Here is a 24,244-nt window from a genome sequence, read left to right on the forward strand (position 1 = left end):
AATTTAGTTGGATTTAATATGAAAAAAAGAATTTTGATCACAGGCTCAAGCAAAGGCATAGGCAAATCAGTTGCATTGTTTTTAGCTAATAAAGGGTTTGATATTACGTTACATTGTCGTAGTGATTTTGCAGCAGCACAGCAAACATTAGACGAGTTGAAAGCGCTTGGTCAAGCAGCCAATGTATTACAGTTTGATATTGCAGATAGAGATATGTGTAAAGATATCATCACTAAAGATATTGAAGCTAATGGTGCCTTTTGGGGAGTTATCTGCAACGCGGGAATTACGGCTGATACTGCATTTCCAGCAATGACCGGAGATGAATGGGATAACGTTATTCATACCAATCTTGATGGTTTTTATAATGTATTACAACCAGCCGTTATGCCAATGGTAAGTGCAAGAAAAGGTGGCCGAATAATTATAATGTCTTCACTGTCAGGTGAAATAGGTAATCGTGGGCAAGTTAATTACAGTGCTTCTAAAGCGGGAGTTATTGGGGCTGCAAAATCTTTAGCATTAGAGCTAGCGAAAAGAAATATTACAGTGAATTGTGTTGCTCCAGGTTTAATTGATACTGATATGGTAGAAGGATTACCTATTAGTGAAATAAAAAAAATGATCCCACTTAGACGATTAGGTCGACCAGAGGAAGTTGCTGCTACCGTAGATTTCTTAATGTCCGATGGCGCAGCATATATTACCCGTCAAGTTATCTCTGTAAATGGTGGAATTGCATAATGAAACGAGTTGTTATTACAGGAATGTCGGCAATTACATCGTTGGGTTCTGATTGGGCAACATTTGAAGCTAACCTTAAAAAAGGTGTTAACGCTGTTAAATACATGCCTGAATGGGAACGTTTTGATGGACTTAATACCCGACTAGCTGCTCCTATCACGGACTTTGTACGACCAAAGCATTATAGCCGTAAAGACGTTAGATCTATGGGACGAGTTTCTATAATGGCAACACGTAGTACGGAATTGGCTCTAGAGCAAGCTGGCTTATTAGGTGTCGATGAATTATCTGATGGAAGATGTGGTATCGCTTTTGGATCTTCAACGGGATCTACTGAACCATTAGGCGCATTTGGAAATATGATGGAAACAGGTAGTATGCAGGGAGTCACTGCCACTAGTTACATTCAAATGATGAGCCATACAACAGCCGTTAATATTGGGGTGTTTTTTAAGTTAAAAGGCCGAATTATTACCACGAGTTCAGCTTGTACTTCAGGTTCGCAAGCCATAGGTTATGCTTTTGAGGCTATTCAGCACGGTAAGCAAAAAATTATGGTAGCGGGTGGGGCGGAAGAGCTTTGCCCAACAGAAGCTGCTGTTTTTGATACTTTATATGCTGCTAGTGTAAAAAATGACACACCTACACAAACTCCATCACCATATGATCAAACAAGGGATGGACTTGTTATAGGAGAGGGCGCTTCTACTATTATTTTAGAAGAGCTAGAACATGCTCAAGCTCGAAATGCTAATATTCTGGCTGAGGTTGTTGCCTTTGGTAGCAATAGTGATGGGATGCATATTACCCAACCAACATCCGAAACTATGCAAGTCGCAATGGAATTAGCCATGCAAGACGCTGGTATTGAAGCATCTGAAATTGGATATGTAAACGGTCATGGTACAGCTACAGATCGCGGAGATATTGCCGAAACGATCGCAACTGAAAAAGTGTTAGGTAAAGATGCAAGTATTAGTTCGTTAAAGAGTTATCTGGGTCATACATTAGGAGCTTGTGGTGCTATCGAAGCTTGGGCTTCAATAAATATGATGAAAGCCGAGTGGTTTTGTCCAACATTAAACTTAAAGCAAATTGACCCTAAGTGTGGTGATTTACATTACATCACAGATGGCGGTATGAAAAAGAAAACAAATTATGTGATGAGTAATAACTTTGCATTTGGTGGGATAAATACATCTCTGATCTTTAAAGATTGGTCTTAAATTAAAGGAAAAAAATATGTTAAAAACATTAAAAGTAGTTCTTTTAGGCTCTGTATTAGTAATGGTTGGTTGTAAAGCAACACCAATAATGAACGTTACTGATAAAGCAATCGTTGGTGAGCATGAGCTAACCGTTATAGAAAAATCAATAATGAAAGCAAGCATACGAAAAGGTTGGCAGCCTAAAAAGATATCAGAAGGTGTTATTGAAGCTAAAATAAATGTACGTAATAAGCATTATGCTACGGTGTCGATTTTATATAGTGAAAAATCTTTTAGTATTAATTATGTAGATAGTAAAGGGCTTGATGTAAAAAGAAATAAAATTCATAAAAGCTATAATCGTTGGATAGCTCATTTAACAAAAGAAATAGAGCAAGAAATTTTATTTTCTGATTTATAAAATTAACTTTAGATGTCGTTTGTATTAATCCCCCAAACTACATCTATCAAAGCTTTAGATAGCCTATATAGTTGTAAATATCTATATAGGCTAAATTGACCGCTCAAATAGCATTTTAATGATCAATTATTATAAACAGCCTCGCATTTCCCTATTTTTAAATTAAATCCTCAAATTAGCCCTACATTAATTATGTTTTTTATGAAATTATAAATAATGGTATTACTTAATCAGCTAGCTGTTTTAGTTTAGAAAAATTCAAATTTAGCTAAATCAGGTTTTGCTAAATTTTTCTAAATCACCTAGAATACGCGGCAATTTGCACCTCTAGAAAATTCATCGTACGGGAGCTTTATGAGCACAAAACCAGTTTACAGACGTATTTTATTAAAACTAAGTGGCGAGGCATTATGTGGAGAAGACGGTTTTGGTATTGATCCAAAAGTGTTGGACCGAATGGCTCAAGAGATTAAAGAGTTAGTTGAAAAAGACGTACAAGTTGGCGTGGTACTCGGTGGTGGTAATATTTTCCGTGGTGCGCCTCTAGCAGAAGCTGGAATGAATCGAGTTGTTGGCGACCATATGGGGATGCTAGCAACGGTTATGAATGGACTTGCAATGCGAGATGCACTTCATAGAGCACATGTTAACGCTAGATTAATGTCAGCGATTCCATTAAAAGGTGTTTGTGACGATTATTCTTGGGCTGAAGGCATTAGTTTACTGAAAAGTGGACGTGTTGTTATCTTCTCAGCGGGAACAGGAAATCCATTTTTCACTACCGACTCTGCTGCCTGTTTACGTGGTATCGAAATTGAAGCTGATGTTATTTTAAAAGCCACTAAAGTTGATGGCATCTACTCAGATGATCCAGTTAAGAATCCTGATGCTGAATTATACCGTCATCTTTCTTATGATGAAGTTATCGAAAAAGAATTAAAAGTTATGGATTTAGCTGCGTTTACTCTAGCGCGTGACCATAACACTCCAATCTGTGTTTTTAATATGAATAAACCTGGTGCACTTAAGCGTGTCATCTTAGGCGAAGACGAAGGCACGATTGTATCTACTAAAGCAAAACCAGAATAAATAATATTAAGGAATTCAATCGTGTTAAATGATATTCAAAAAGACGCAGCCGTAAGAATGGATAAGAGCATAGAGTCTCTACATTCACAGTTAAATAAAATTCGTACGGGTCGTGCTCATCCTAGTCTTTTAGATGGTATTCAGGTTTCTTATTACGGAGCAGATACGCCATTAAATCAAGTAGCTAATGTAACAATTGAAGACTCTCGTACCTTATCGTTAACTGTATTTGATAAGTCATTATGTCAAGCCGTAGAAAAAGCGATTATGATGTCTGATTTGGGTTTAAACCCTATGTCTGCAGGTACTGTTATACGTATTCCATTACCTATGTTAACTGAAGAACGTCGTCGTGATTTGGTTAAAGTTGTTAAAGGTGAAGTCGAAGCAGGTCGTGTTGCTGTTCGTAATATTCGTCGTGACGCTAATGGCGATGTTAAATCTTTATTAAAAGATAAAGATATTTCTGAAGATGAAGCTCGTCAATCTGAAGACGAAATTCAAAAGCTAACAGACACTAGAATGAAAACTATTGATGGTATGTTAGCCGTTAAAGAAAAAGAGTTGATGGAAATATAAACCCATTAGCGAGAATTGAAGCTAAAAGTTAAAACGCCGTGAAAATATATAACGCGGCGTTTTGTTATTTATTGAGAGAGTTCTATGGCAAAAGTTGATGTCGCAGACCAAGTGCTAGAATTCTATTCAGAATCAATACCACAACATGTGGGTATTATTATGGATGGAAATGGTCGTTGGGCACAGCAAAAAGGAATGCCAAGAGTTTACGGTCATAAAAAAGGCGTAGACGCGGTAAGAGAAGCGGTTAAATTCTCTCGTAAAGTGGGAATTAAATCGTTAACCTTGTTTGCTTTTTCAAGTGAGAATTGGAAACGACCAGAAGATGAAGTTTCAGGGTTAATGGAACTTTTTATGTTGGTATTAACTCGCGAAGTAAAAACCTTACATAAAAATAATGTAAAGTTAAAGATTGTGGGTGATTTAGATGGGTTTAGTAAATCCATTCAAGATAAAGTAGTATCGGCTCATGAGTTAACAAAAGATAATACTGGATTGACATTAAACGTAGCTGCCAATTACGGTGGACGTTGGGATATTGTTCAGGCCTCTAAAATATTAGCTGAGAAAGTTAAGTCAAACGAACTAAACTTGGATGATATAACAGAAGAATTATTTGATAGTTTCACCTCATTTTCAGATCAAGCACCATTAGATTTAATGATCAGAACTGGCGGGGAAATGAGAATTAGTAACTTTTTATTGTGGCAAGCGGCCTACGCAGAGTTATATTTTACGCCGTTATATTGGCCTGATTTTAAAGATAGTGCATTTGCACAGGCTATAGAATCTTTTGCTGGAACAGAAAGACGATTTGGTCTAACTGGCGAACAAGTAAAAGATTAATTTTAATTTATTAGTAGGGTTTCAGTTTGTTAAAACAACGAATTACCACAGCCATCGTTTTGGGCATTATGTTATTGGCTATTTTGTTTTATGTGCCAATGGAAGTATTCACTTGGTTAGCATTAGCAATATTTGGTTATGGCGCTTATGAGTGGAGTAAATTAGCTGAAATAAAAAGTAAAGTTAATCAGCTTGTGTATTCTGCAGGTTTGATGGGCGTCGGTGGTGCTATCTACCTGCTTTATTTAGACTCTAGTTTATGGACCTTAACCGGCAGTCTGACAGAAAAGAATTATAACTTAATGTTTGTCGCTTGTATTTGGTGGGCCATAAGCTCAGTACTTGTACTTATTTACCCTAGAGGCAAAAGAGTATGGCAACACAATTGTTTTGTTAAATCTTTGTTCGGGTATTTTACTTTAATACCAGCTTGGTTGGCGCTCGTTACTTTACGTGAATGGGATCATTCTATTAACTTCAATGCCGGGGCTTGGTTAGCTTTATTTGTTTTTAGCATTGTATGGGCCGCTGATGTTGGCGCTTATTTTTCTGGCAAACGTTTTGGTGCACGCAAACTAATGCCAAATGTTAGCCCAGGAAAAACGATTGAAGGCTTTGTTGGTGGTATTGTTGCTGTAGTTATCTTAACCGTATCCGTTTTGTGGAGCCAAAATATATCTTTAGAGAACTGGTGGGTATTAATTACTTGTTGTGTTGTCATTGGCGTTATTTCAGCGTTTGGCGACTTGAGCGAAAGCATGTTAAAGCGAGATGCCGGTATAAAAGACAGTGGGAGTATTTTCCCAGGACATGGTGGTTTGTTAGATAGAATTGACTCATTAACTGCTGCTATGCCTGTATTTTTAGTATTCTTTACCCACTTTTATAAGTAGTCGTTTTTAATATATGCAAACGATTACGATATTAGGTGCTACAGGGTCGATAGGTTTATCGACGCTGGATGTTATCAAACGTCACCCAGATAAATTTCATGTATATGCACTTACTGGAAATACCAATGTATTAGGCATGTTTGAGTTGTGCCAACAGTTCAAACCTAATATAGCAGTTATGGCTGATGAGGTTAGTGCACAAAAATTACATACTCAATTACAATCAGTTGGTTCTGAGGTTGATGTTATTGCTGGGACTGATGGTCTACTGCAAGTTTGTTCAGCACCAATCGTTACTACGGTAATGGCCGGAATTGTAGGTGCTGCAGGTCTACTGCCGAGCTTAACGGCTGCAAAACACTCCAAGCGAATATTACTTGCTAATAAAGAAGCGTTAGTCATGAGTGGCGATTTATTTTTATCCGCTGTGGCAGATAATAACGCCATCTTATTACCCGTTGATAGCGAACATAATGCAATCTTTCAAGCAATGCCACCAAGTGTACAAGCAGGTGGTAATTTAAAAGCCGCAGGTGTAGAAAAAATATTATTAACTGGCTCTGGTGGGCCTTTTTTAACTAAGCCGTTAAACGAATTCTCCCAAATCACACCTGAAATGGCGGTTGCTCACCCAAATTGGAGTATGGGCGCCAAGATATCAGTGGATTCTGCGACTATGATGAACAAAGGTTTAGAGTTCATTGAAGCTAAGTTATTGTTTAATGCAAGTTTTGAACAGATTGATGTTGTGATACATCCACAAAGTATCATTCATTCTATGGTGAGTTACTCGGACGGTTCTGTGCTGGCTCAAATGGGCCAACCTGATATGCGCATTCCAATTGCACATACGCTGACTTTTCCTGAGAGAATTAAATCAGGTGTTAAGCCTTTAGATTTTACTCAATTAGCTGACTTTAGCTTTTGCTCTCCAGATTTATCACGTTTCCCTAATTTAGGATTAGCATTAGAGGCATCAAAAGTCGGACAAGGTGCAACAACTGTGCTAAATGCCAGTAATGAAATCGCGGTATCTCATTTCTTAGAACGAGATATTTCGTTTGATAATATAGTGACGTTAAATGAATTATGCTTAGAGCAGTTAGGCTCATCACGTCCGATAACATTAGACGATATATTAGAGTTAGATCAACAAACTAGAGAAGTCGCACTCGGCTTAATCACCCAATTATAGAGGTTATTTTTGACAGACTTTATCTGGAATTTATTTAGTTTTGTTTTAGCGTTAGGCATTTTGGTGTTTATTCACGAATATGGTCATTATTGGGTTGCTAAGAAAAACGGCATTAAAGTATTAAAATTTGCCGTTGGTTTTGGAAAACCAATTTATACTTGGCGTAACAAGTCTGGCACTGACTTTGTGATTGGTCTTATTCCATTGGGTGGATACGTTCGTATGCTCGATGAGCGTATTGACGAAGTATCACCAGAAGACAAAAACGTTACATTTAATAATAAAACCGTGCTTCAAAGAATTTCGGTTGTGGCAGCCGGGCCAATGGCTAATTTTATTTTTGCCATTGTAGTTTTGTTTGCTGTATTTATGATGGGCGGAAAAGCGGTAAAGCCAGTTGTTGGTAAAGTTGATGAATCGTCTATTGCTGCAAATTCAGGTCTTATGGTCAATGATGTTATTTTATCTATTGATGGACAAGAAACATCTACTTGGGAAAGTGCTAATTTCGCATTGATTGAACAAGTGGGAAAAGAATCATTTGAATTAATAGTTGAGCGAAACGACTCTCAGAAAAACTTATTAGTTAACAGCAATGGTTGGGGGATTGAAGACGGACAAGTTCTAAAAGGGCTTGGTATTCAACCTTATCGTCCGACGTCATTGTTGACAATTGCGCTTGTTGCTGATGACTCTCCTGCTCAAAAAGGCGGGTTAAATGTCAATGATAAATTATTATCAATCAATGATATAAGTCTAAAAAGCTGGGGGCAGGCAACAGAGATAATTGCAGCAAGTGCCGGTGTTCCACTTAATGTAGGAGTGGAAAGAAACGGACAAAATTTAACCTTAACCATTACACCAGAGAATAGGCCAACAAAAGATGGGTTTAGCCAAGGTTATTTAGGGATTGCTCCAGATGTAGAGAAATGGCCAAAAGGCTATGTATTTGATGTTCAATATGGTATTTTTCCGGCATTGCAAAAATCAGTTGAACAAACTTGGTCGTTTATTAACCTAACTTTTCAAATGGTTGGTAAATTAGTTACTGGTGATATTGGATTAAATAACTTAAGTGGTCCAATTTCAATTGCTCAAGGTGCTGGACAAAGCGCTGAGAGTGGCTTAGTTAACTTTCTTAAATTTCTTGCATTAATTAGTATAAATCTAGGTGTCGTCAATCTTTTACCTTTACCTGTATTAGATGGTGGGCATTTAATGTATTTTATAATTGAACTAATTCGCGGTAAACCTGTCTCTGAGAGGGTGCAAGAAATGGGCTTCAAAATCGGAGCATTTATATTAATGATGATAATGGGTATCGCCATTATCAATGATTTTGGTCGGTTGTAAACTTACTTAATTTGGCCTGTTGTAGTCAGTGGTATTGGAATTTATAAAATAATGAAACACATCGTAGTTAGTATTGTCCTTTTTTCTTTGAGTTGGTCTACATCAGCAAATAGTGAAAATTTTAAAGTTCAAGATATTCAAATAACAGGTTTGCAACGTGTTGCCTTAGGTGCAGCATTAACAAATGTACCTTTTTCTGTTGGTGATCAAGTTTCAGAATTTGTTATCGGTCAGTCGATTAAAACTTTATTTAAATCAGGTTACTTCTCGGACGTAAAAGTTTTTCGAGATGGTGATACTATTATTTATCAAGTGACTGAACGTCCAACAATTAGTGAAATAGAGTTTGATGGCAATAGTGATATTAAAGATGAGCAACTTCAATCCAGCTTAGACGACAGTAATATTCGTATCGGCGAAGCATTAGATAAAACATTAATTACTAATATTGAAACGGGTCTAACTGATTTTTACCACAGTGTTGGTAAATACAATGCGACCGTTGAAGCCAAAATAACTTACCTACCAAGAAACCGCGTACGCCTTAACTTCAATTTTGAAGAAGGTGATGCAGCTAAAATTAAACAAATTAATATTGTCGGCAATAAAGTATTTACCGACGAAGAGCTGCTAAATAAAATTGAATCTAAATTTAATTTAGATTGGTGGCAATTTACCTCTAATGACCGTTACCAAAAACAAGCTTTACAAGGTGACATTGAAATAATCCGTGATCATTATTTAGCAAAAGGGTATTTAAAGTTTAATATTGAATCGACACAAGTATCAGTCGACCCAAATAAAGAAGCTGTTTATATCACTTTCAATGTGGACGAAGATGAGCCATATACCGTAACTGGTTTTGAATTTATTGGAGATTTGTTAGGGCAAGAAGAGCTTTTAACTAAAATAGTGCCAATTCAAATCAATGAGTTATATAACGGTGAAGTGATCACTTACACTGAAGAAATGATCACTCGCTACTTGTCTCGATTTGGCTATGCCAACGCAAAAGTACAAACTATTCCAGATCTGAATGAAGAAACCAAAGAAGTTGCATTAACTATCTCAGTTGACCCAGGAAAACGTGTTTATGTTAAACGTATAACGTTCGAAGGAAACTTTGGTACATCAGACGAAGTATTAAGACGTGAAATGCGCCAATTTGAAGGTGCTACTTTATCCAACGACTTACTTGAAGCGTCTAAAAGCTACCTGCAGCGTTTAAAATACATTGAAACCGTTGATTTTGTTGTGAATGAAATTCCGGGTGTTGATGATGGTGTCAATGTTGTATTTAAGATCAAAGAACAACCATCAGGCTCTTTCCAAGCGGGTGTATCTTATGGTGACTATACAGGCCTTGCATTTAATGCAGCAATCCAACAAGAAAACTTTTTAGGTACAGGTAACCAAATTGGTATTTCTGTTAATACATGGACTGCACAACAAACTATTTCATTAAATTATACCGATAATTACTTTACTGATGATGGTGTGAGTTTAGGCGGTCAAATATCTTTCAGTAATTATGATGCATCAAAAGTAAACCTTGTTTCTTATTCACAGAAAAAAGTAGTAGTTGGTCCAACATTAAGCTGGCCTGTAATGGAAAATAATCGTATCAACGTAGGTATGTATTATAACAACCTAGAGTTATCTCAATTACAGCCCTACGATCAAATAAAAACCTTCTCTGAGTCATTTTTAGATCCTAATAACCCAGATGCTAAATTTAAATTTGAGAATGTTGAAGCGAGCGTTGGTTGGAGTCGTTCTACTCTAAATAGAGGTGTATTTCCATCAGCTGGTTCTAGCCAATATTTAGGCCTGAAAGCTTCTATACCAGGCTCAGATGTTCAGTACTTTAAGATTAACTTTGATTCAAAGTTTTACTTCCCACTTACTCAAAGTCATAAATGGACCTTCTTAACCCGTTTAGAAATGAACTATGGTAATGGTTATGGTGATTTAGATGGCAATGAGCAAACATTACCATTTTGGGAAAATATGCAACAACGTTCAACCGACTTACGTGGTTTTGAAAGTAATACTATTGGCCCTAAGGGTATAATTAGAAGCAAAGCACCTGCTGCTGGTGCGCCTGATGCATTTGGTGGTACAAGTACGGTTGTGCTTGGTGATGATTTTGATACTATAGACACAACATATCGCGCAACTGGTGGTAATGCATCATTTTTTGGTGGTTTAGAGTTAATAACGCCTACACCATTCTTAAGTGATGAATATTCAAATTCAGTTAGAACTTCGTTTTTCGTAGATGCGGGAAATGTATGGGATACAGAGTTTGACTTAGATAATTATTCAAACTTAGCTCAGAGTGAGCAAGATAAATTAATAGATTATTCTGACATTGGTCGTTATAGATCATCAGCAGGGATGTCGATACAATGGTTATCCCCAATGGGACCTATGGTCTTTACCTGGTCTAAACCAATTAAAGAATATGATAAAGATGAACACGAATTTTTCAGCTTTAACATTGGAACCACTTTTTAATTAAAGATCCTACAACATTTATGGAGTATAAAATGACAATAACAAAAACAACTTTCTTAGGATTAATTGCAGGGATTTTATTTTCTGCGTCTGCATTAGCTGAAAATATGGCTGTAGTAAATATGCAGTTAGTAGCAAGCAAAATCCCTCAAACAGCGGCAATGCAACAAGCTTTAACTAGTGAGTTTGCTGGTGCGACTGAAGAAATTCAAAAATTGGAAAGTGACATAAAATTCAACATGGAAAAATTCCAACGTGAATCTATGACAATGAGTGATGAGCAAAAAACGACATTACGTACTCAAGTTGAAGAATTACAAAAAACATATCAAGCTAAAGCACAGCCATTAGAGCAACAAATACGTCGTCGTCAGACTGAAGAACGTAATAAGATTTTTGCTTTAATTCAACAAGCTATCTCAGCTGTTGCAGCTGAAGAAAAGTTAGATATAGTGTTAAATGCACAAAGTTTAGCCTTTGCTAAACCAGAATTAGATATTTCAGAAAAAGTTGCTGCAAAAGTTAGCAAACTTAATTAATCTGATTTAATAATAAATTAAAAAACCCACTATAGTCGCTATAGTGGGTTTTTTTCATTTATAAGACACCACATCAGCAATAGAGTATTATATTGCCAGTTGAGCATTATAGGAGCACTTATGTCATATCAGTTGCAACAGTTAGCAAAAAAAATTACCGAGCATTCAGGTTTATCAGTCCAGGTTGTTGGAGACCCAACAACAAGCATAAATAAAATTTCAACTATTGATAAAGCTAGCGATAACGATATTACATTTTTAGCCAATGCCAAATATAAAAAGCACTTAGTAGATTGTTCAGCAGGCGCTGTGATCCTTGCAAATACTGAGCTTGATGCATGGGAAGGCCCAGCGTTAGTGATGTCGAATCCATATGTTGGCTTTGCCTTAGTTGCACAAATTTTAGATGACACACCACAACAACCAATGAATATTCATCCTTCTGCTGTTGTTTCTTTATCAGCTAAAGTGTCTGAAAATTGTTCAATAGCAGCTAATGCAGTAGTTGAAGATGATGCTGTTATTGGTGAAAACGTACAGATCGGAGCAGGTTGCTTTGTCGGTCGGGGTACAATGCTCGGCGATAATTCAAGATTATGGCCAAATAGTACAATTTATCATGGTGTTACATTAGGTAAAAACTGTATTGTTCACTCTAATAGCGTTATTGGTGCTGATGGTTTTGGTTACGCTCCACAGTCAATTGATGGCGACCAGCATTGGATTAAAATTCCACAGCTAGGTGGTGTATCTATTGGTGATAACACAGAAATTGGAGCATCAACGACCATAGACCGCGGTGCCATAGATGACACTGTTATTGGTCAAGGAGTGATCATTGATAATCAAATTCAAATTGGTCATAACGTATCAATTGGTGATCATACCGCAGTTGCTGCGGGTACTATGATAGCGGGGAGCACTAAAATTGGTCGTAATGTAACGATTGGTGGCTCTTGTGCTATCAGTGGTCATTTAACTATTGTTGATAAAACTTTTATTACCGGTAGAGCTCTGATCATAAAAGATATTAAAGAAGCTGGGGTTTACTCTTCTGGAATGCCAGCGATGACAAATAAAGAATGGCGAAATAATACGGCCCGATACAGAAAACTCACTGAGTTATTCGATCGAGTGAAAAAATTAGAAAATAAGTAATGTAGTCAGATTAACTGACTACATATAAAAGGAGATTGCCTTGTCTGAGCAACTGAATTCGTTTGAAATTGAAGAAATAATGTCTTATCTACCACATAGATATCCTATGTTGTTAATAGATAGAGTATTGGATTATAAAGTTGGTGAGACGCTACACGCAATCAAAAATGTAACGGCTAATGAACCTATCTTTACCGGACATTTTCCAGGTCGTCCTGTTTTTCCAGGTGTATTAATTTTAGAAGCGATGGCGCAAGCAACTGGACTTTTAGGCTTTAAAACAATTGAAGCTCAAAAAGGCGAAGTTGATCCCAACGAATTGTATTTGTTTGCAGCGATAGATAATGCTCGTTTTAAACAGCCTGTTATACCGGGTGATCAAATACACTTCCACGTGAAGTTTATAAAAGAGCGTCGCGGTATCTGGAAATTTAGCGGAGAAGCGTTTGTTGATGGAAAATTAGCGGCCTGTGCTGAAATTATGTGCGCCCGTAGAGTATTATAAATAAACGTTCCGTTAAGAAAATTAATAAAATAGGTAAACTCCCAGTTTACCTATGCTAATTTTACGTTAGAATATAATGAATTGATAAAAAATAGTTTTATCAATTGTTTGTGAATAACTAACAGTTGAGAAGTTGAGAGTATAATTTGATCCACGAATCTGCGATTGTATCCCCCAGTGCCAAGTTAGGCAAAAACGTTTCTATTGGCCCATGGTCATATATTGGCGATGATGTAGTGATAGGTGATAATACAGTTATTCACTCTCATGTTGTGGTTAAAGGCCCTTCAATCATTGGCAAAAATAATCAAATTTTTCAATTTTCTTCCGTTGGAGAAGATTGTCAGGATAAAAAATATAATGGTGAACCGACTCGTTTAGAGATTGGCGACAATAATATTATCCGTGAAAATGTGACAATTCATCGCGGAACTATCCAAGACCAAAGTTTAACTAAAATCGGTAGCAATAACTTACTCATGGCGTATGTACATATTGCCCATGACTGTATGGTTGGCGATAATACAATTTTTGCTAACAATGCAAGTATTGCAGGACATGTTCATGTTGGTGATTGGGCTATTTTAGGTGGTATGGTTGGTGTACATCAGTTCTGTCATATTGGTGCGCATAGTTTTTGCGGCTTAAATTCTATGGTGGTTAAAGACGTGCCTCCTTATGTTTTAGCATCAGGCCAAAATGCAAAACCACACGGAATCAACTCTGAAGGTCTTAAACGTAGAGGCTTCTCTAGTGATGATATATTAGCTATCAAACGAGCTTATAAAGAGTTATACCGTAAAGGGAACTCAGTTGATGAAGCGTTAGAGAATATACCAGATGCAAGTGAAGCTGTAACAGTATTAAAGCAATTTATAATTGACTCGCCACGAGGCATCATACGTTAATCACTAGTTTTTTATAAACTGGGCTTATAAAAGAGCAAGTATGAAAAAAATAAAAATAGCATTGATCGCCGGAGAACATTCTGGTGATATTTTAGGCGCTGACTTAATGTCGGCGCTTTTGGATCTTGCCAAACAACAAAACCAAGAAACGTCCATTGTATTTAAAGGGGTTGCTGGCCCTAAAATGATGGCGTTAGGCTGCGAAACCATGTTTGATATGGAAGAGCTTGCCGTTATGGGCATTGTTGAAATATTAAAACGTTTACCGCGCTTATTAAAAAAACGTAAACAGCTAGTATTGGATTTACTGGAATGGCAGCCAGACATCGTTATTGGCATAGACGCACCAGAATTTAATATCGGTTTAGAACTCGCATTAAAACAACAAGGTATTCCAACGGTACATTACGTGAGTCCATCAGTTTGGGCTTGGCGTCAATCTCGTATTCATAAAATAAAAAAAGCCTGTGACAAAGTATTAGCGTTATTGCCTTTTGAAAAACAGTTTTATGATGATCACAATATGCCTTGTGACTTTGTTGGCCATACCATGGCAGACCAAGTTCCATTGGAAGATCAACAAGCAATTTATCGTCAAGAGTTAGGCTTAGCGGCTGAAGATAAAGTATTAGGCGTATTACCGGGCAGTCGAGGCTCTGAAATTAAACTATTATTGCGTCCGTTTTTAGATGCAGCGCGCGAGCTAAAACAACAAATTCCAGAGCTTAAAATCCTAGTGCCAGCGATTAATGAAAATCGTGGTGAACTTATTGGCAATATAATTGATGAAGAGTACTCAGACTTAAATGTCACTCTGTCTATTGCTAACGCAAGAGCGGTAATGGCTGCATCAGATGCGGTATTATTGGCATCAGGTACAGCAACACTCGAAACCATGCTAATGAAAACACCTATGGTGGCAGGTTATAAAGTGGGTTGGTTAAGTTATCAAATATTTAGCCGTATGATCAAAACCCCATACTTTACGCTACCAAATTTATTAGCACAGAAAATGATAGTGCCAGAGTTAATTCAAAACGACTTAACCACAGACAATATAATAAAACACATCAAACCTATGCTGTGTGAACCTCAATCTGAATTAAAGCAAACGTTTACAGACATACATAGCTCAATAAAACGTGATGCAAGTAAACGAGCTGCCGATTCTATTTGGCAGCTAATCGCTAAAAATAAGGACGCTTAACAAATGGATAAAACTTTCCCTGAATATATTTATCCAGACTACCAATTAATTGCAGGTGTTGATGAAGTAGGTCGAGGTCCATTAGTTGGGGCCGTGGTTACCGCCGCTGTGATATTAGACCCAAATAATCCTATTGAAGGATTAACCGATTCTAAAAAGTTAACGGAAAAAAAGCGTGAATCTTTATCTATAGAGATAAAAGAAAAAGCTCTAGCTTGGTCACTAGCAAGAGCCGATGCGCACGAAGTTGATGAACTAAATATATTACACGCAACTATGTTGGCCATGACTCGTGCTGTGGCTCGTTTGTCAATTCAGCCTGAGTTTGTATTAATAGACGGAAATCGTTGCCCAGAATTGCCTATGCCGTCTGAAGCATTAGTTAAAGGCGACTTACGAGTTGCTGAAATTAGTGCAGCGTCTATTATCGCCAAAGTGCACAGAGATAACGAAATGAAAGAGCTCGATTTAGTTTACCCTGAATTTGGTTTTGCTAAGCATAAAGGTTATCCAACAAAATTACATTTTGAAATGCTTGCTAAATACGGCCCTACACCGCAACATAGACAATCGTTTAAACCAGTGAGAAAAGCACTTGGTTTAGAATAATTAGTCCGTGCTATTACAATATCAGCGCCGTTAATATCAGCTGACAGAGTCTAAATAGTACTTAGAACAGCAGCTAAATTAAGTAATAAAGTCACTGAATTGTGACCAATAACAGTGATAACTATTAATAAATATGTCAGAAACTAAAGCACCCAGCAAAGATCCTAAATTTATACATCTTAGAGTACACAGCGATTACTCTATGATGGACGGCGTTACTAAGGTTAAAAAAATCTTAGCTAAAGCCGCAGATTTAAACATGCCTGCAATTGCATTAACCGACCAAATGAATTTATGTGGCTTGGTTAAATTTTACCAAGGTGCGCATGGTTTAGGTATTAAGCCAATTATTGGTGTGGATGTTTGGGTTCAACGAAAAGACGATGAACCATTATTTAGATTAACTTTACTGGCTAAAAATAATGCTGGTTATAAAAACATTACCGACCTTATCTCAAATGCCTATTTAAAAGGCTCAGTGCGCGGTAAAGCGATTATTGAAAAAGATTGGTTAATTGAGCACAAAGAAGGTGTGATCATCTTATCTGGTGCAGACCAAGGCGATATCGCTTTTGGTTTAGCCAAAAACAATCCTAAGTTATTACAAGAAATTATTGAGCCTTATCAAACTCATTTCCAAGATCACTTTTTTATTGAAGTGAATCGTACCGGTCGTCCTGAAGAACGACTTTATAATGATCAAGTATTAGACTTTGCTGAGCAAACTGGCTTTCCAATTGTTGCCACAAACCACGTGGTATTTATGTCGCCAGACGATTTTGACGCCCATGAAATTCGTGTCTGTATCCATCAAAAATACACCTTAGAAGATAAGAAAAGACCAAAGGATTACAGCTCACAACAATATTTACGAACAGAAGAAGAAATGTGTGAGCTATTTGCTGACATTCCCTCTGCACTACAAAATTCAGTAGAGATTGCCAAACGTTGTAATGTCACGGTTAAGCTTGGTGAGTACTTCCTACCAGCTTGTCCTACCGATGGCATGTCTGAAGCAGACTTCTTAATAAAAATCTCCAGAGAAGGGTTAGAAGAGCGTTTAGTCTTTTTATTCCCAGATCAAGAAGATCGTAAAACTAAGCGTGTTGAATACGATGAACGATTAGAGATTGAACTTGGCGTGATCAACGAAATGGGATTCCCCGGTTACTTCCTAATTGTTGCCGAGTTTATCCAGTGGAGTAAAGACAACAATATTCCAGTTGGTCCCGGTCGTGGGTCTGGTGCTGGTTCATTGGTAGCTTATGTATTAAAGATCACAGATTTGGATCCACTTGAGTTTGCACTTCTATTCGAACGATTCTTGAATCCAGAACGTGTATCTATGCCGGATTTCGATATCGACTTCTGCATGGAACGCCGTGAAGAAGTAATCGACCACGTAGCAGAACTGTATGGCCGTGATGCGGTATCGCAAATTATCACCTTTGGTACATTAGCAGCTAAAGCCGTTATATTAGGCGTAGGTCGTGTACTTGGTCATCCTTATGGTTTTGTGGACCGTATTTCAAAATTAATTCCAACGGTACCCGGAACTGACTTAAAAAAAGCCTTTGAAGTTGAACCTCAACTAACTGAGCTTTATAACAGCGACTCTGATGTAAAAGAGCTAATTGATATGGCGCGTAAGTTGGAAGGTGTAACCTCCAATGCCGGTAAACACGCCGGTGGTGTTGTAATCGCTCCAACTAAAATTACCGACTTTGCGCCTTTGTATTGTGACGACGAAGGTAATAACCCAGTTACTCAGTTTGATAAAAATGACGTTGAAACAGCAGGGTTAGTTAAATTCGATTTCTTGGGATTACGTACTTTAACTATCTTGCAGTGGGCCATAGAAATGGCCGATGCAAAGTTAGCGAAAGCGGGCAAACCGCCTATTGATATAGCATCAATAGATGTTGCCGACCCAGCTTGTTTTAGAATGTTGAAAAATGCCGAAACAACGGCGGTATTCCAGCTAGAATCGTCCGGTATGAAAAGCCTAATCAAACGATTAGAGCCTGATAACTTTGAAGAAATAATCGCACTCGTTGCCTTATTCCGTCCGGGTCCTTTGGACTCAGGCATGGTAGATAACTTTATCTTGCGTAAAAAAGGTGAAGAAGAAGTTGCTTACCCAGATCACGAATACCAGCACGAATGCCTTAAAGAAGTACTAGAACCAACCTACGGCATTATTGTTTATCAAGAACAAGTAATGCAGATAGCACAGGAAATGTCAGGTTACTCACTTGGTGGCGCCGACATGTTACGTCGTGCTATGGGTAAGAAAAAACCTGAAGAAATGGAAAAGCAGCGTGCAACGTTTGCTGAAGGTGCTAAAAATAACAATATTGATCCGGAGCTAGCCACCAAGATATTTGATCTGGTGGAAAAATTTGCGGGCTACGGTTTTAATAAATCTCACTCAGCCGCTTATGCATTAGTGTCTTACCAGACGTTATGGATGAAAACCCATTTCCCGTCTGAGTTTATGGCTGCGGTTATGTCTGCGGATATGGATAACACTGACAAAATTGTTACCTTAGTTGACGAATGCGACCGCATGAAACTAGTGATTGAGCCACCAGATGTTAACTCTGGCTCATACAAGTTCACAGTAAATGAACAAGAACATATTATTTACGGCATTGGTGCAATTAAAGGTGTGGGTGAAGCTCCGGTTGAAGCTATTTTAGAAGCAAGAGAAAAGGGCGGTAAGTTTAAAGACTTATTCGACTTCTGTGCTCGTGTTGATATTAAAAAGCTAAATAAACGCGTAATGGAAAAACTTGTTTTAGCTGGCGCACTTGACCAAATTGGTCCAGCTCCACATAAACAAGAACAACGTGCGATTATTATGGCAACCTTGGAAGATGCGTTAAAAGCTGCTAACCAAGAAGCTAAAAATATAGATTTAGGCCAATCCGATTTATTTGGTTTATTAGCGACCGATGACGCCGACGTACAACAAAAATTTAAACCAGCGACTTTATGGCCAGATAAAAAATGGTTACAAGGCGAAAAAGAAACCTTAGGTTTATTTTTAACAGGCCATCCAATTAATGAATATCGTAAAGAATTACGTCATTATACTAAGATAAAACTCGCGGAAGTAACGCCAACACGTCGCGATCAGTCAGTTATTGTTGTTGGACTGGTAATAGATGTTAGAGTGTTGGTAAATAAAAAGAATCGTCAATGGGCATTAGTTAAAATTGACGATAAAAGCGGCAGATTAGACTTGAGATTCTTCCCAGAACAGTATGATATGTATCAAGATCAGCTGCAAGATGGAAAAATAATCGTCGTTTCTGGACAGGTCAGCTTTGATAATTTCAGTGACGGCAATACAATGACTGCTCGCGATGTTATGTCGTTAACTCAAGCAAGAGAAAAATACGTTAATTGTATTAACTTGAATGTTAACAGTGTGGAAAAAGGTAATAAAATTCAGCAACAATTAAAAAGGCTGTTGTTACCTTATAAAGATGGCACAACTCCAGTTCGTATAAGTTACGCAAATGAACTGGCAATCGCAGAGATTGAACTAGGAACCAGTTGGCGAGTTAATCCTGATGATCAACTTTTTGTTGATATTAAGGAAGCCTTGGAAATTGATCCTAATCTAGAATTCTAATGGGTTGTTATGTCAACGATATTACAACTAGTATTAAATATTATCTTTAAGTCGGTGGAAGTATGAGTCTTAATTATCTTGAATTTGAACAGCCAATTGCTGAATTAGAAGCAAAAATAAATGAGCTGATGAAAGTTAACCGTAGTGGCGAATTAGACTTAGGTTTGGAAGATGAAATTTCAAACTTAAAGAAAAAGAACCATGAACTGACCAAAAAAATCTTTGGCGACCTAGGCGCTTGGCAAGTAGCACAAATTGCTCGTCATCCTTTACGTCCTTATACTAAAGATTACATTGAACGTATCTTTACTGAGTTTGATGAATTGGCAGGTGATAGAACTTACGCTAACGACTTAGCTATTGTTGGTGGTATTGCTCGTTTGGACGACGAACCAGTAATGATCATAGGTCAGCAAAAAGGCCGTGATACGGCTGAAAAAATTAAACGCAACTTTGGTATGCCAAAACCTGAAGGCTACCGTAAAGCGTTACGCTTAATGGAAATGGCAGAACGTTTTAATATGCCAATCATTACTTTTATTGATACTCCGGGGGCTTATCCTGGTATTGGCGCAGAAGAACGCGGCCAAAGTGAAGCAATAGCGCGTAACTTAAAAGTAATGTCAGGTTTAAAAGTACCAGTTATTTGTACTGTTATTGGTGAAGGTGGTTCTGGTGGCGCACTAGCTATTGGTGTTGGCGACAGAGTTAACATGTTGCAATACAGTACTTACTCGGTTATCTCTCCAGAAGGTTGTGCATCAATTTTATGGAAATCAGCTGAAAAAGCACCATTAGCGGCAGAAGCTATGGGCATTACTGCGCAAAAAATTAAAACATTAGGTTTAGTTGATAACTTAGTTGATGAACCTCTTGGTGGCGCTCACAGAGATATGGAGCTAATGGCTGCTAATCTTAAACAACGCCTTAAAGAAGACTTAGCTGATTTAAAAGCCTTGTCTACAGAAGAGTTATTAGACCAACGTTATGAACGTTTAATGGGCTACGGGTATTTATAAACCCATAGGCTCTTTTTTATAAAGTAGCCTTAAAAACAAATCTTTGCGATACTAGTAGTATTGATAAAAGCCATCATTTATACCAATTGAGTTAATGAATTGATTAGTTCAGAGCTATGTTAGAGGTGTGAGAATAAGCAAAATTTGTGTCGATATAGTTATTCTACATCAAGTAAATTTTGCGCAATTATCGCGCCTCTAACAAGCTCCCGAAGGGCGAGTTTAAAAGGCTCATATGCTTTGTTATTGATTTCAACAAGGGAACAACCATTCTCTTCAATCAATGCCTCACCTATGAACCTTTTAATTCTCGCTGAATAACTAATTCATTAACTCAATTGGTATTAGATGGCTTTTTTGTTTTTGAGATAAGTTTTTTAACATAAGCTTTTTACTACAAGCGTTACAGGCAAATATAAACAATGCGTTTAACTTGGCAGCACTTACACTCTTTTGTAGAACAGCACTTTATAAAACAGCAAAGCTTGGGGCAGGCTCTTGAAAAAGATACACTAGCTGGTGAGTTAGTTGTTGGACTAAGTGGTGGTGTGGACTCTATTGCGCTATTGCATTTGTTTTTACAGTTACGTGACAACACCAATATTAACTTTAGTGCCGTTCATGTTAATCACGGTTTAAGCCAATATGCAGAGCAGTGGCAAGATACATTACAAACGTTGTGTGCTCAGTTAGATATTAAGTTAATAGTTAAGCAGGTAAGCATTCAAGCGCAATCCAGAACCTCGTTAGAGCAACAAGCGCGTGATGCTAGATACCAAGCCATTGCTGATTCATTAGCGCCTAATTCAATCTTATTTACTGGTCATCACCAGTCAGACCAAATGGAAACCTTTTTATTACGCTTAATGCGTGGATCAGGTTTAACTGGGCTTGCCTCAATGCGTGAAATAAGTGCATTTCCCCATGCATCAGGCAGACAAAAGCAACTTAAAATAGCCAGACCGTTATTAACAATACCAAAGCAAAGGATTATCGAATTTGCCAACGCAAACAGCTTAACTTGGGTCGAAGACGACTCAAACACAGATGAAAAGTTTGACCGCAACTACGTGCGGTTATCTATTTTACCTGCACTGTTTAAACGCTGGCCGTTAGCAGGAAAGTCAATTAATACCGCTACTGAGCTATTACAACAAGACTCTGATTTACTTAATGAATACGTTGAACAAGATTACTTAGCTTGTTTAGATAAAGGCTTTGCTCAGCACTCAGTATTAGATATTAATAAGTTAACGGACTTGTCTTTAGCTAAGCAGAAAGCCATTGTGCGTATGTTTATTTATAAACAAATTAATATTTATCCAGCGCTAACTGTTTTAAATGAATTGTTGCAGCAAATTAGCCACTTTAATCCAGATACTAATATTCACTTAAAAGTAGCAAATAGCTTTTTAAAAACCCATAAAAACCATTTGTACTTGGTCAGCGACGTTATTAATGACGCAAGAGATTTAAGCTCAGTTGAATTAATGGTTAGCAATGGAAAGTGGAGCGTATTACCAGAGAATATGCTTTATAAAGAGATAAAAGTAGACGTTGCTGCTGAACATACGGTTGTTATTAAATGGGCACGATTTACCGAAATGTTTCAGCCTAATAAAAACTCAGGCCATAAAAAGTTAAATAAATACTTAAAAGAAATAGGCTGCCCAACATGGTGGCGAGAGCACATTCCACTTGTTTATATTAATGGTGAATTGGTGGCCGTGGCGGATATTGCTGTTTCTGCTGCTTTTGCGGAGGTTTCTGCAGCTTTTGCGGAGGTTTCTGCAGCTTTTGCGGAGATTGTCGGTTCAATTAAAATTGAATTGAAATAAAGGTGTTGGTTTATTTTTTAATTTGAAAGGTATACTGTTTTCCATTGTGATAATTGATAGATCTGGTTTCGCCTGACGGCGAGTTACCTTTTTTCAACAGCCAAAAAACGTAACCTGCACTTTATAATGAAACAGAGCGCCGCTTCCAAACAAAATCCAATACTTCATTAAATAGTTATTTTTGTTTATAAAAACGGGCTTAACTTTCGTCCCTGAAAAAGCCCTTTCTCAGCATCCATGCTTCGAATTTTATAAAAAATAATATTTAACGAAGTGATTTTGTGATGGAGACTTAAAAGCAAAAGCAAAAGCAAAAGCAAAAGCAAAAGCAAAAGCAAAAGCAAAAGCAAAAACAAAGCGAACGTTATGGTTCGCGAACAGTTGATTGACTAATATGTTTGTGCAAATTAGAGTGTATCTGTGCGTTATTTTGATACAAGTATATATAATTACAGGACTTCTAAGTAAGGGATAGCTATGATAGAAAATCAAGAACAGTCCAAGAGAAATTTTGACAGTGTAGTAAGATTCACACCTTTAATTGCTGTCATATCAATTGCCGTGTTAGCTGCCTTTTATTTTATACCTAGATTACACCTAAACTTTGTACTTGATTCAAGTGTTTGGGGAGCTGTGGGAGATTTTTTTGGTGGGATACTTAATCCTATATTATCGTTTTTTACAATATTACTATTAGCATCATCATTGAAATACCAGAGTAGAGAACTCAAGGCTAGTACACAGGCATTAAATGACACTAAGGATATCCATAGAGAAAACTTGTTAATTCAACAACGTAATGTGTTAATCCCTATAGCAACAGAGCGTTTAGATACTCATATTACTCAAATAAGGGAAAAGGTAGAAATTAACCTCCCGCTTAGTACGTTTGTACTTCTTGAGCCAGAGTTTAAGGAGTTCAAAGAAAAATTAGATACATTGAGCATCATCCAAGTTGGCGATTTATTGTTAGACTTCAAAGATAAATGTACACCTGATTCGAAAGCATATAAAGTCCAAAAAACAGGGTTGTACGATGAACTATCAAAACATATTAATAATGTAGTTAATGAGATAAACCTAGTTACAAGTATTGCCAAAGAGCTTCAAGATTTAGGGTGTCATGATTTTGTGTACCTCCGGTACGTACACGATGTGACTTGGTTCGTCATGAAGTTAAAGTATTTACAACCAATATTAAAACAGCACTGTTACAGTCGCTTGGAATATTCTGCGGCGGAAGCCAATAAAATTTGAAGCAAGGTATTTTATGAGCTTCGTAAAGAAGAATACTTTCCTTAAAGCCTTAAAGCCTTAAAGCCTTAAAGCCTTAAAGCCTTATATCTTACGGCTGCTTTTCTCGCTCTTAAACCCATAAATCTCCTCCATTTCCTCTTCACTCAATGACTGAACCGTCTTGATGTTATTCACTGGAATAGACTCTGGATCTGGGTATTTTGATAATACTTTTTCCATGCTGTCTTCTCTTATGAGATGCAGCATAGGGAAGGGGGCTGTGTTAGTTAGGTTCTCTGCGTCGTTCGCTTCTGTGCCGTCAAACTGGTAGTTTGGATGGAAGCTGGCTAGTTGGAATATGCCGCGGTAGCCCATTTGATCTATTAACATGTCGGCGACATCTAACACGTGTAAGTAGTCGGTAAAGTCTGCTAAAAAGTTTGGGATTACGATGACGGTAGTGTCGGCTTGTTCTGCTGGTGTGTTGGTTAAAAAATCAAGTTCAGCGAGTAAATCGTTTGTTAAGTCGTTACTGTTATCTGCTTGAGAGATGACTAACTTTATTTGATTGTTTGCGCGTGGCTTTTTGGCAAAAGGGCACAGGTTTAAACCAATAACGGCTTTGTCTAACCATTGCCAAACTTGAGATTCTACTTGTGCCGTCTTGCTCATAACTGTGTTTAGCCTTTTTATGTTCTTAATTTTCTATTTTTGTTTTCTTAATTTTATTGGGC

General features: G+C 37.4%; 21 protein-coding genes. 20 read left to right on the forward strand and 1 reads right to left on the reverse strand.

The window, feature by feature from the left end; genetic code table 11:
• The first annotated feature begins 18 nt into the window (after positions 1-18).
• The 20 genes from fabG to Q0940_RS12120 all read left to right on the forward strand — a co-directional run bounded on the left by fabG (position 19) and on the right by Q0940_RS12120 (position 23,531).
• Positions 19-744, forward strand: a complete 726-nt coding sequence (gene fabG, locus Q0940_RS12025; protein WP_299268832.1) for a 3-oxoacyl-ACP reductase FabG — start codon at positions 19-21, stop codon at positions 742-744.
• The gene (locus tag Q0940_RS12030) at positions 744-1,970 is read left to right on the forward strand and encodes a beta-ketoacyl-ACP synthase (RefSeq protein ID WP_299268834.1); all 1,227 of its coding nucleotides are present in this window, start codon (positions 744-746) and stop codon (positions 1,968-1,970) included. Before fabG ends, Q0940_RS12030 begins: the two co-directional genes overlap by 1 nt.
• 16 nt (positions 1,971-1,986) lie before the next feature.
• Entirely contained in the window at positions 1,987-2,373 is a 387-nt protein-coding gene (locus Q0940_RS12035; RefSeq protein WP_299268836.1) for a hypothetical protein, read from the forward strand.
• 354 nt (positions 2,374-2,727) lie between these two features.
• Positions 2,728-3,462 carry a UMP kinase gene (gene pyrH / locus Q0940_RS12040; protein WP_299268838.1) on the forward strand — a complete coding sequence of 245 codons (735 nt, stop codon included), beginning with the start codon at positions 2,728-2,730 and terminating at the stop codon, positions 3,460-3,462.
• 21 nt (positions 3,463-3,483) lie between these two features.
• Entirely contained in the window at positions 3,484-4,041 is a 558-nt protein-coding gene (gene frr / locus Q0940_RS12045; protein ID WP_299268840.1) for a ribosome recycling factor, read from the forward strand.
• An 84-nt stretch (positions 4,042-4,125) separates the two neighbouring features.
• On the forward strand, positions 4,126-4,887 hold the full coding sequence (gene uppS / locus Q0940_RS12050; RefSeq protein WP_299268843.1) for a polyprenyl diphosphate synthase: 762 nt from the start codon (positions 4,126-4,128) through the stop codon (positions 4,885-4,887).
• A gap of 26 nt (positions 4,888-4,913) precedes the next feature.
• Positions 4,914-5,780 (forward strand): phosphatidate cytidylyltransferase, encoded by an 867-nt coding sequence (locus tag Q0940_RS12055; protein ID WP_299268845.1) that lies wholly within the window; start codon positions 4,914-4,916, stop codon positions 5,778-5,780.
• 13 nt (positions 5,781-5,793) lie between these two features.
• Entirely contained in the window at positions 5,794-6,975 is a 1,182-nt protein-coding gene (gene ispC / locus Q0940_RS12060) for a 1-deoxy-D-xylulose-5-phosphate reductoisomerase (RefSeq protein WP_299268847.1), read from the forward strand.
• A gap of 9 nt (positions 6,976-6,984) precedes the next feature.
• The gene (rseP, locus tag Q0940_RS12065; protein ID WP_299268849.1) at positions 6,985-8,328 is read left to right on the forward strand and encodes a sigma E protease regulator RseP; all 1,344 of its coding nucleotides are present in this window, start codon (positions 6,985-6,987) and stop codon (positions 8,326-8,328) included.
• 51 nt (positions 8,329-8,379) lie between these two features.
• The gene (gene bamA / locus Q0940_RS12070; protein ID WP_299268851.1) at positions 8,380-10,848 is read left to right on the forward strand and encodes an outer membrane protein assembly factor BamA; all 2,469 of its coding nucleotides are present in this window, start codon (positions 8,380-8,382) and stop codon (positions 10,846-10,848) included.
• A gap of 32 nt (positions 10,849-10,880) precedes the next feature.
• Positions 10,881-11,387 (forward strand): OmpH family outer membrane protein, encoded by a 507-nt coding sequence (locus Q0940_RS12075; RefSeq protein WP_299268853.1) that lies wholly within the window; start codon positions 10,881-10,883, stop codon positions 11,385-11,387.
• Positions 11,388-11,507: 120 nt separating this feature from the next.
• The gene (lpxD, locus tag Q0940_RS12080; protein WP_299268855.1) at positions 11,508-12,545 is read left to right on the forward strand and encodes a UDP-3-O-(3-hydroxymyristoyl)glucosamine N-acyltransferase; all 1,038 of its coding nucleotides are present in this window, start codon (positions 11,508-11,510) and stop codon (positions 12,543-12,545) included.
• A gap of 40 nt (positions 12,546-12,585) precedes the next feature.
• Entirely contained in the window at positions 12,586-13,050 is a 465-nt protein-coding gene (gene fabZ, locus Q0940_RS12085; RefSeq protein WP_299268857.1) for a 3-hydroxyacyl-ACP dehydratase FabZ, read from the forward strand.
• Positions 13,051-13,196: 146 nt separating this feature from the next.
• Positions 13,197-13,958 (forward strand): acyl-ACP--UDP-N-acetylglucosamine O-acyltransferase, encoded by a 762-nt coding sequence (gene lpxA / locus Q0940_RS12090; RefSeq protein WP_299268859.1) that lies wholly within the window; start codon positions 13,197-13,199, stop codon positions 13,956-13,958.
• 40 nt (positions 13,959-13,998) lie between these two features.
• Complete coding sequence (gene lpxB, locus Q0940_RS12095; protein WP_299268861.1) at positions 13,999-15,165, forward strand: lipid-A-disaccharide synthase; 1,167 nt, start codon at positions 13,999-14,001, stop codon at positions 15,163-15,165.
• Between the two features lie 3 nt (positions 15,166-15,168).
• Entirely contained in the window at positions 15,169-15,774 is a 606-nt protein-coding gene (gene rnhB, locus Q0940_RS12100; protein ID WP_299268863.1) for a ribonuclease HII, read from the forward strand.
• 133 nt (positions 15,775-15,907) lie between these two features.
• Entirely contained in the window at positions 15,908-19,417 is a 3,510-nt protein-coding gene (gene dnaE, locus Q0940_RS12105) for a DNA polymerase III subunit alpha (RefSeq protein ID WP_299268865.1), read from the forward strand.
• A gap of 62 nt (positions 19,418-19,479) precedes the next feature.
• Complete coding sequence (gene accA / locus Q0940_RS12110) at positions 19,480-20,436, forward strand: acetyl-CoA carboxylase carboxyl transferase subunit alpha (protein WP_299268867.1); 957 nt, start codon at positions 19,480-19,482, stop codon at positions 20,434-20,436.
• Positions 20,437-20,858: 422 nt separating this feature from the next.
• Positions 20,859-22,274, forward strand: a complete 1,416-nt coding sequence (gene tilS / locus Q0940_RS12115; protein WP_299268869.1) for a tRNA lysidine(34) synthetase TilS — start codon at positions 20,859-20,861, stop codon at positions 22,272-22,274.
• 477 nt (positions 22,275-22,751) lie between these two features.
• Entirely contained in the window at positions 22,752-23,531 is a 780-nt protein-coding gene (locus Q0940_RS12120; protein WP_299268871.1) for a hypothetical protein, read from the forward strand.
• 81 nt (positions 23,532-23,612) lie between these two features.
• On the opposite strand, the gene Q0940_RS12125 is transcribed toward Q0940_RS12120, so the two are convergent.
• Positions 23,613-24,182, reverse strand: coding sequence for a DUF1415 domain-containing protein (locus Q0940_RS12125; RefSeq protein ID WP_299268873.1), 570 nt, complete (start codon positions 24,180-24,182; stop codon positions 23,613-23,615).
• Between the last annotated feature and the right edge of the window lie 62 nt (positions 24,183-24,244).

It is taken from the genome of uncultured Psychrosphaera sp. (assembly GCF_947500655.1).
In the GTDB taxonomy this organism is placed as follows: domain Bacteria; phylum Pseudomonadota; class Gammaproteobacteria; order Enterobacterales; family Alteromonadaceae; genus Psychrosphaera.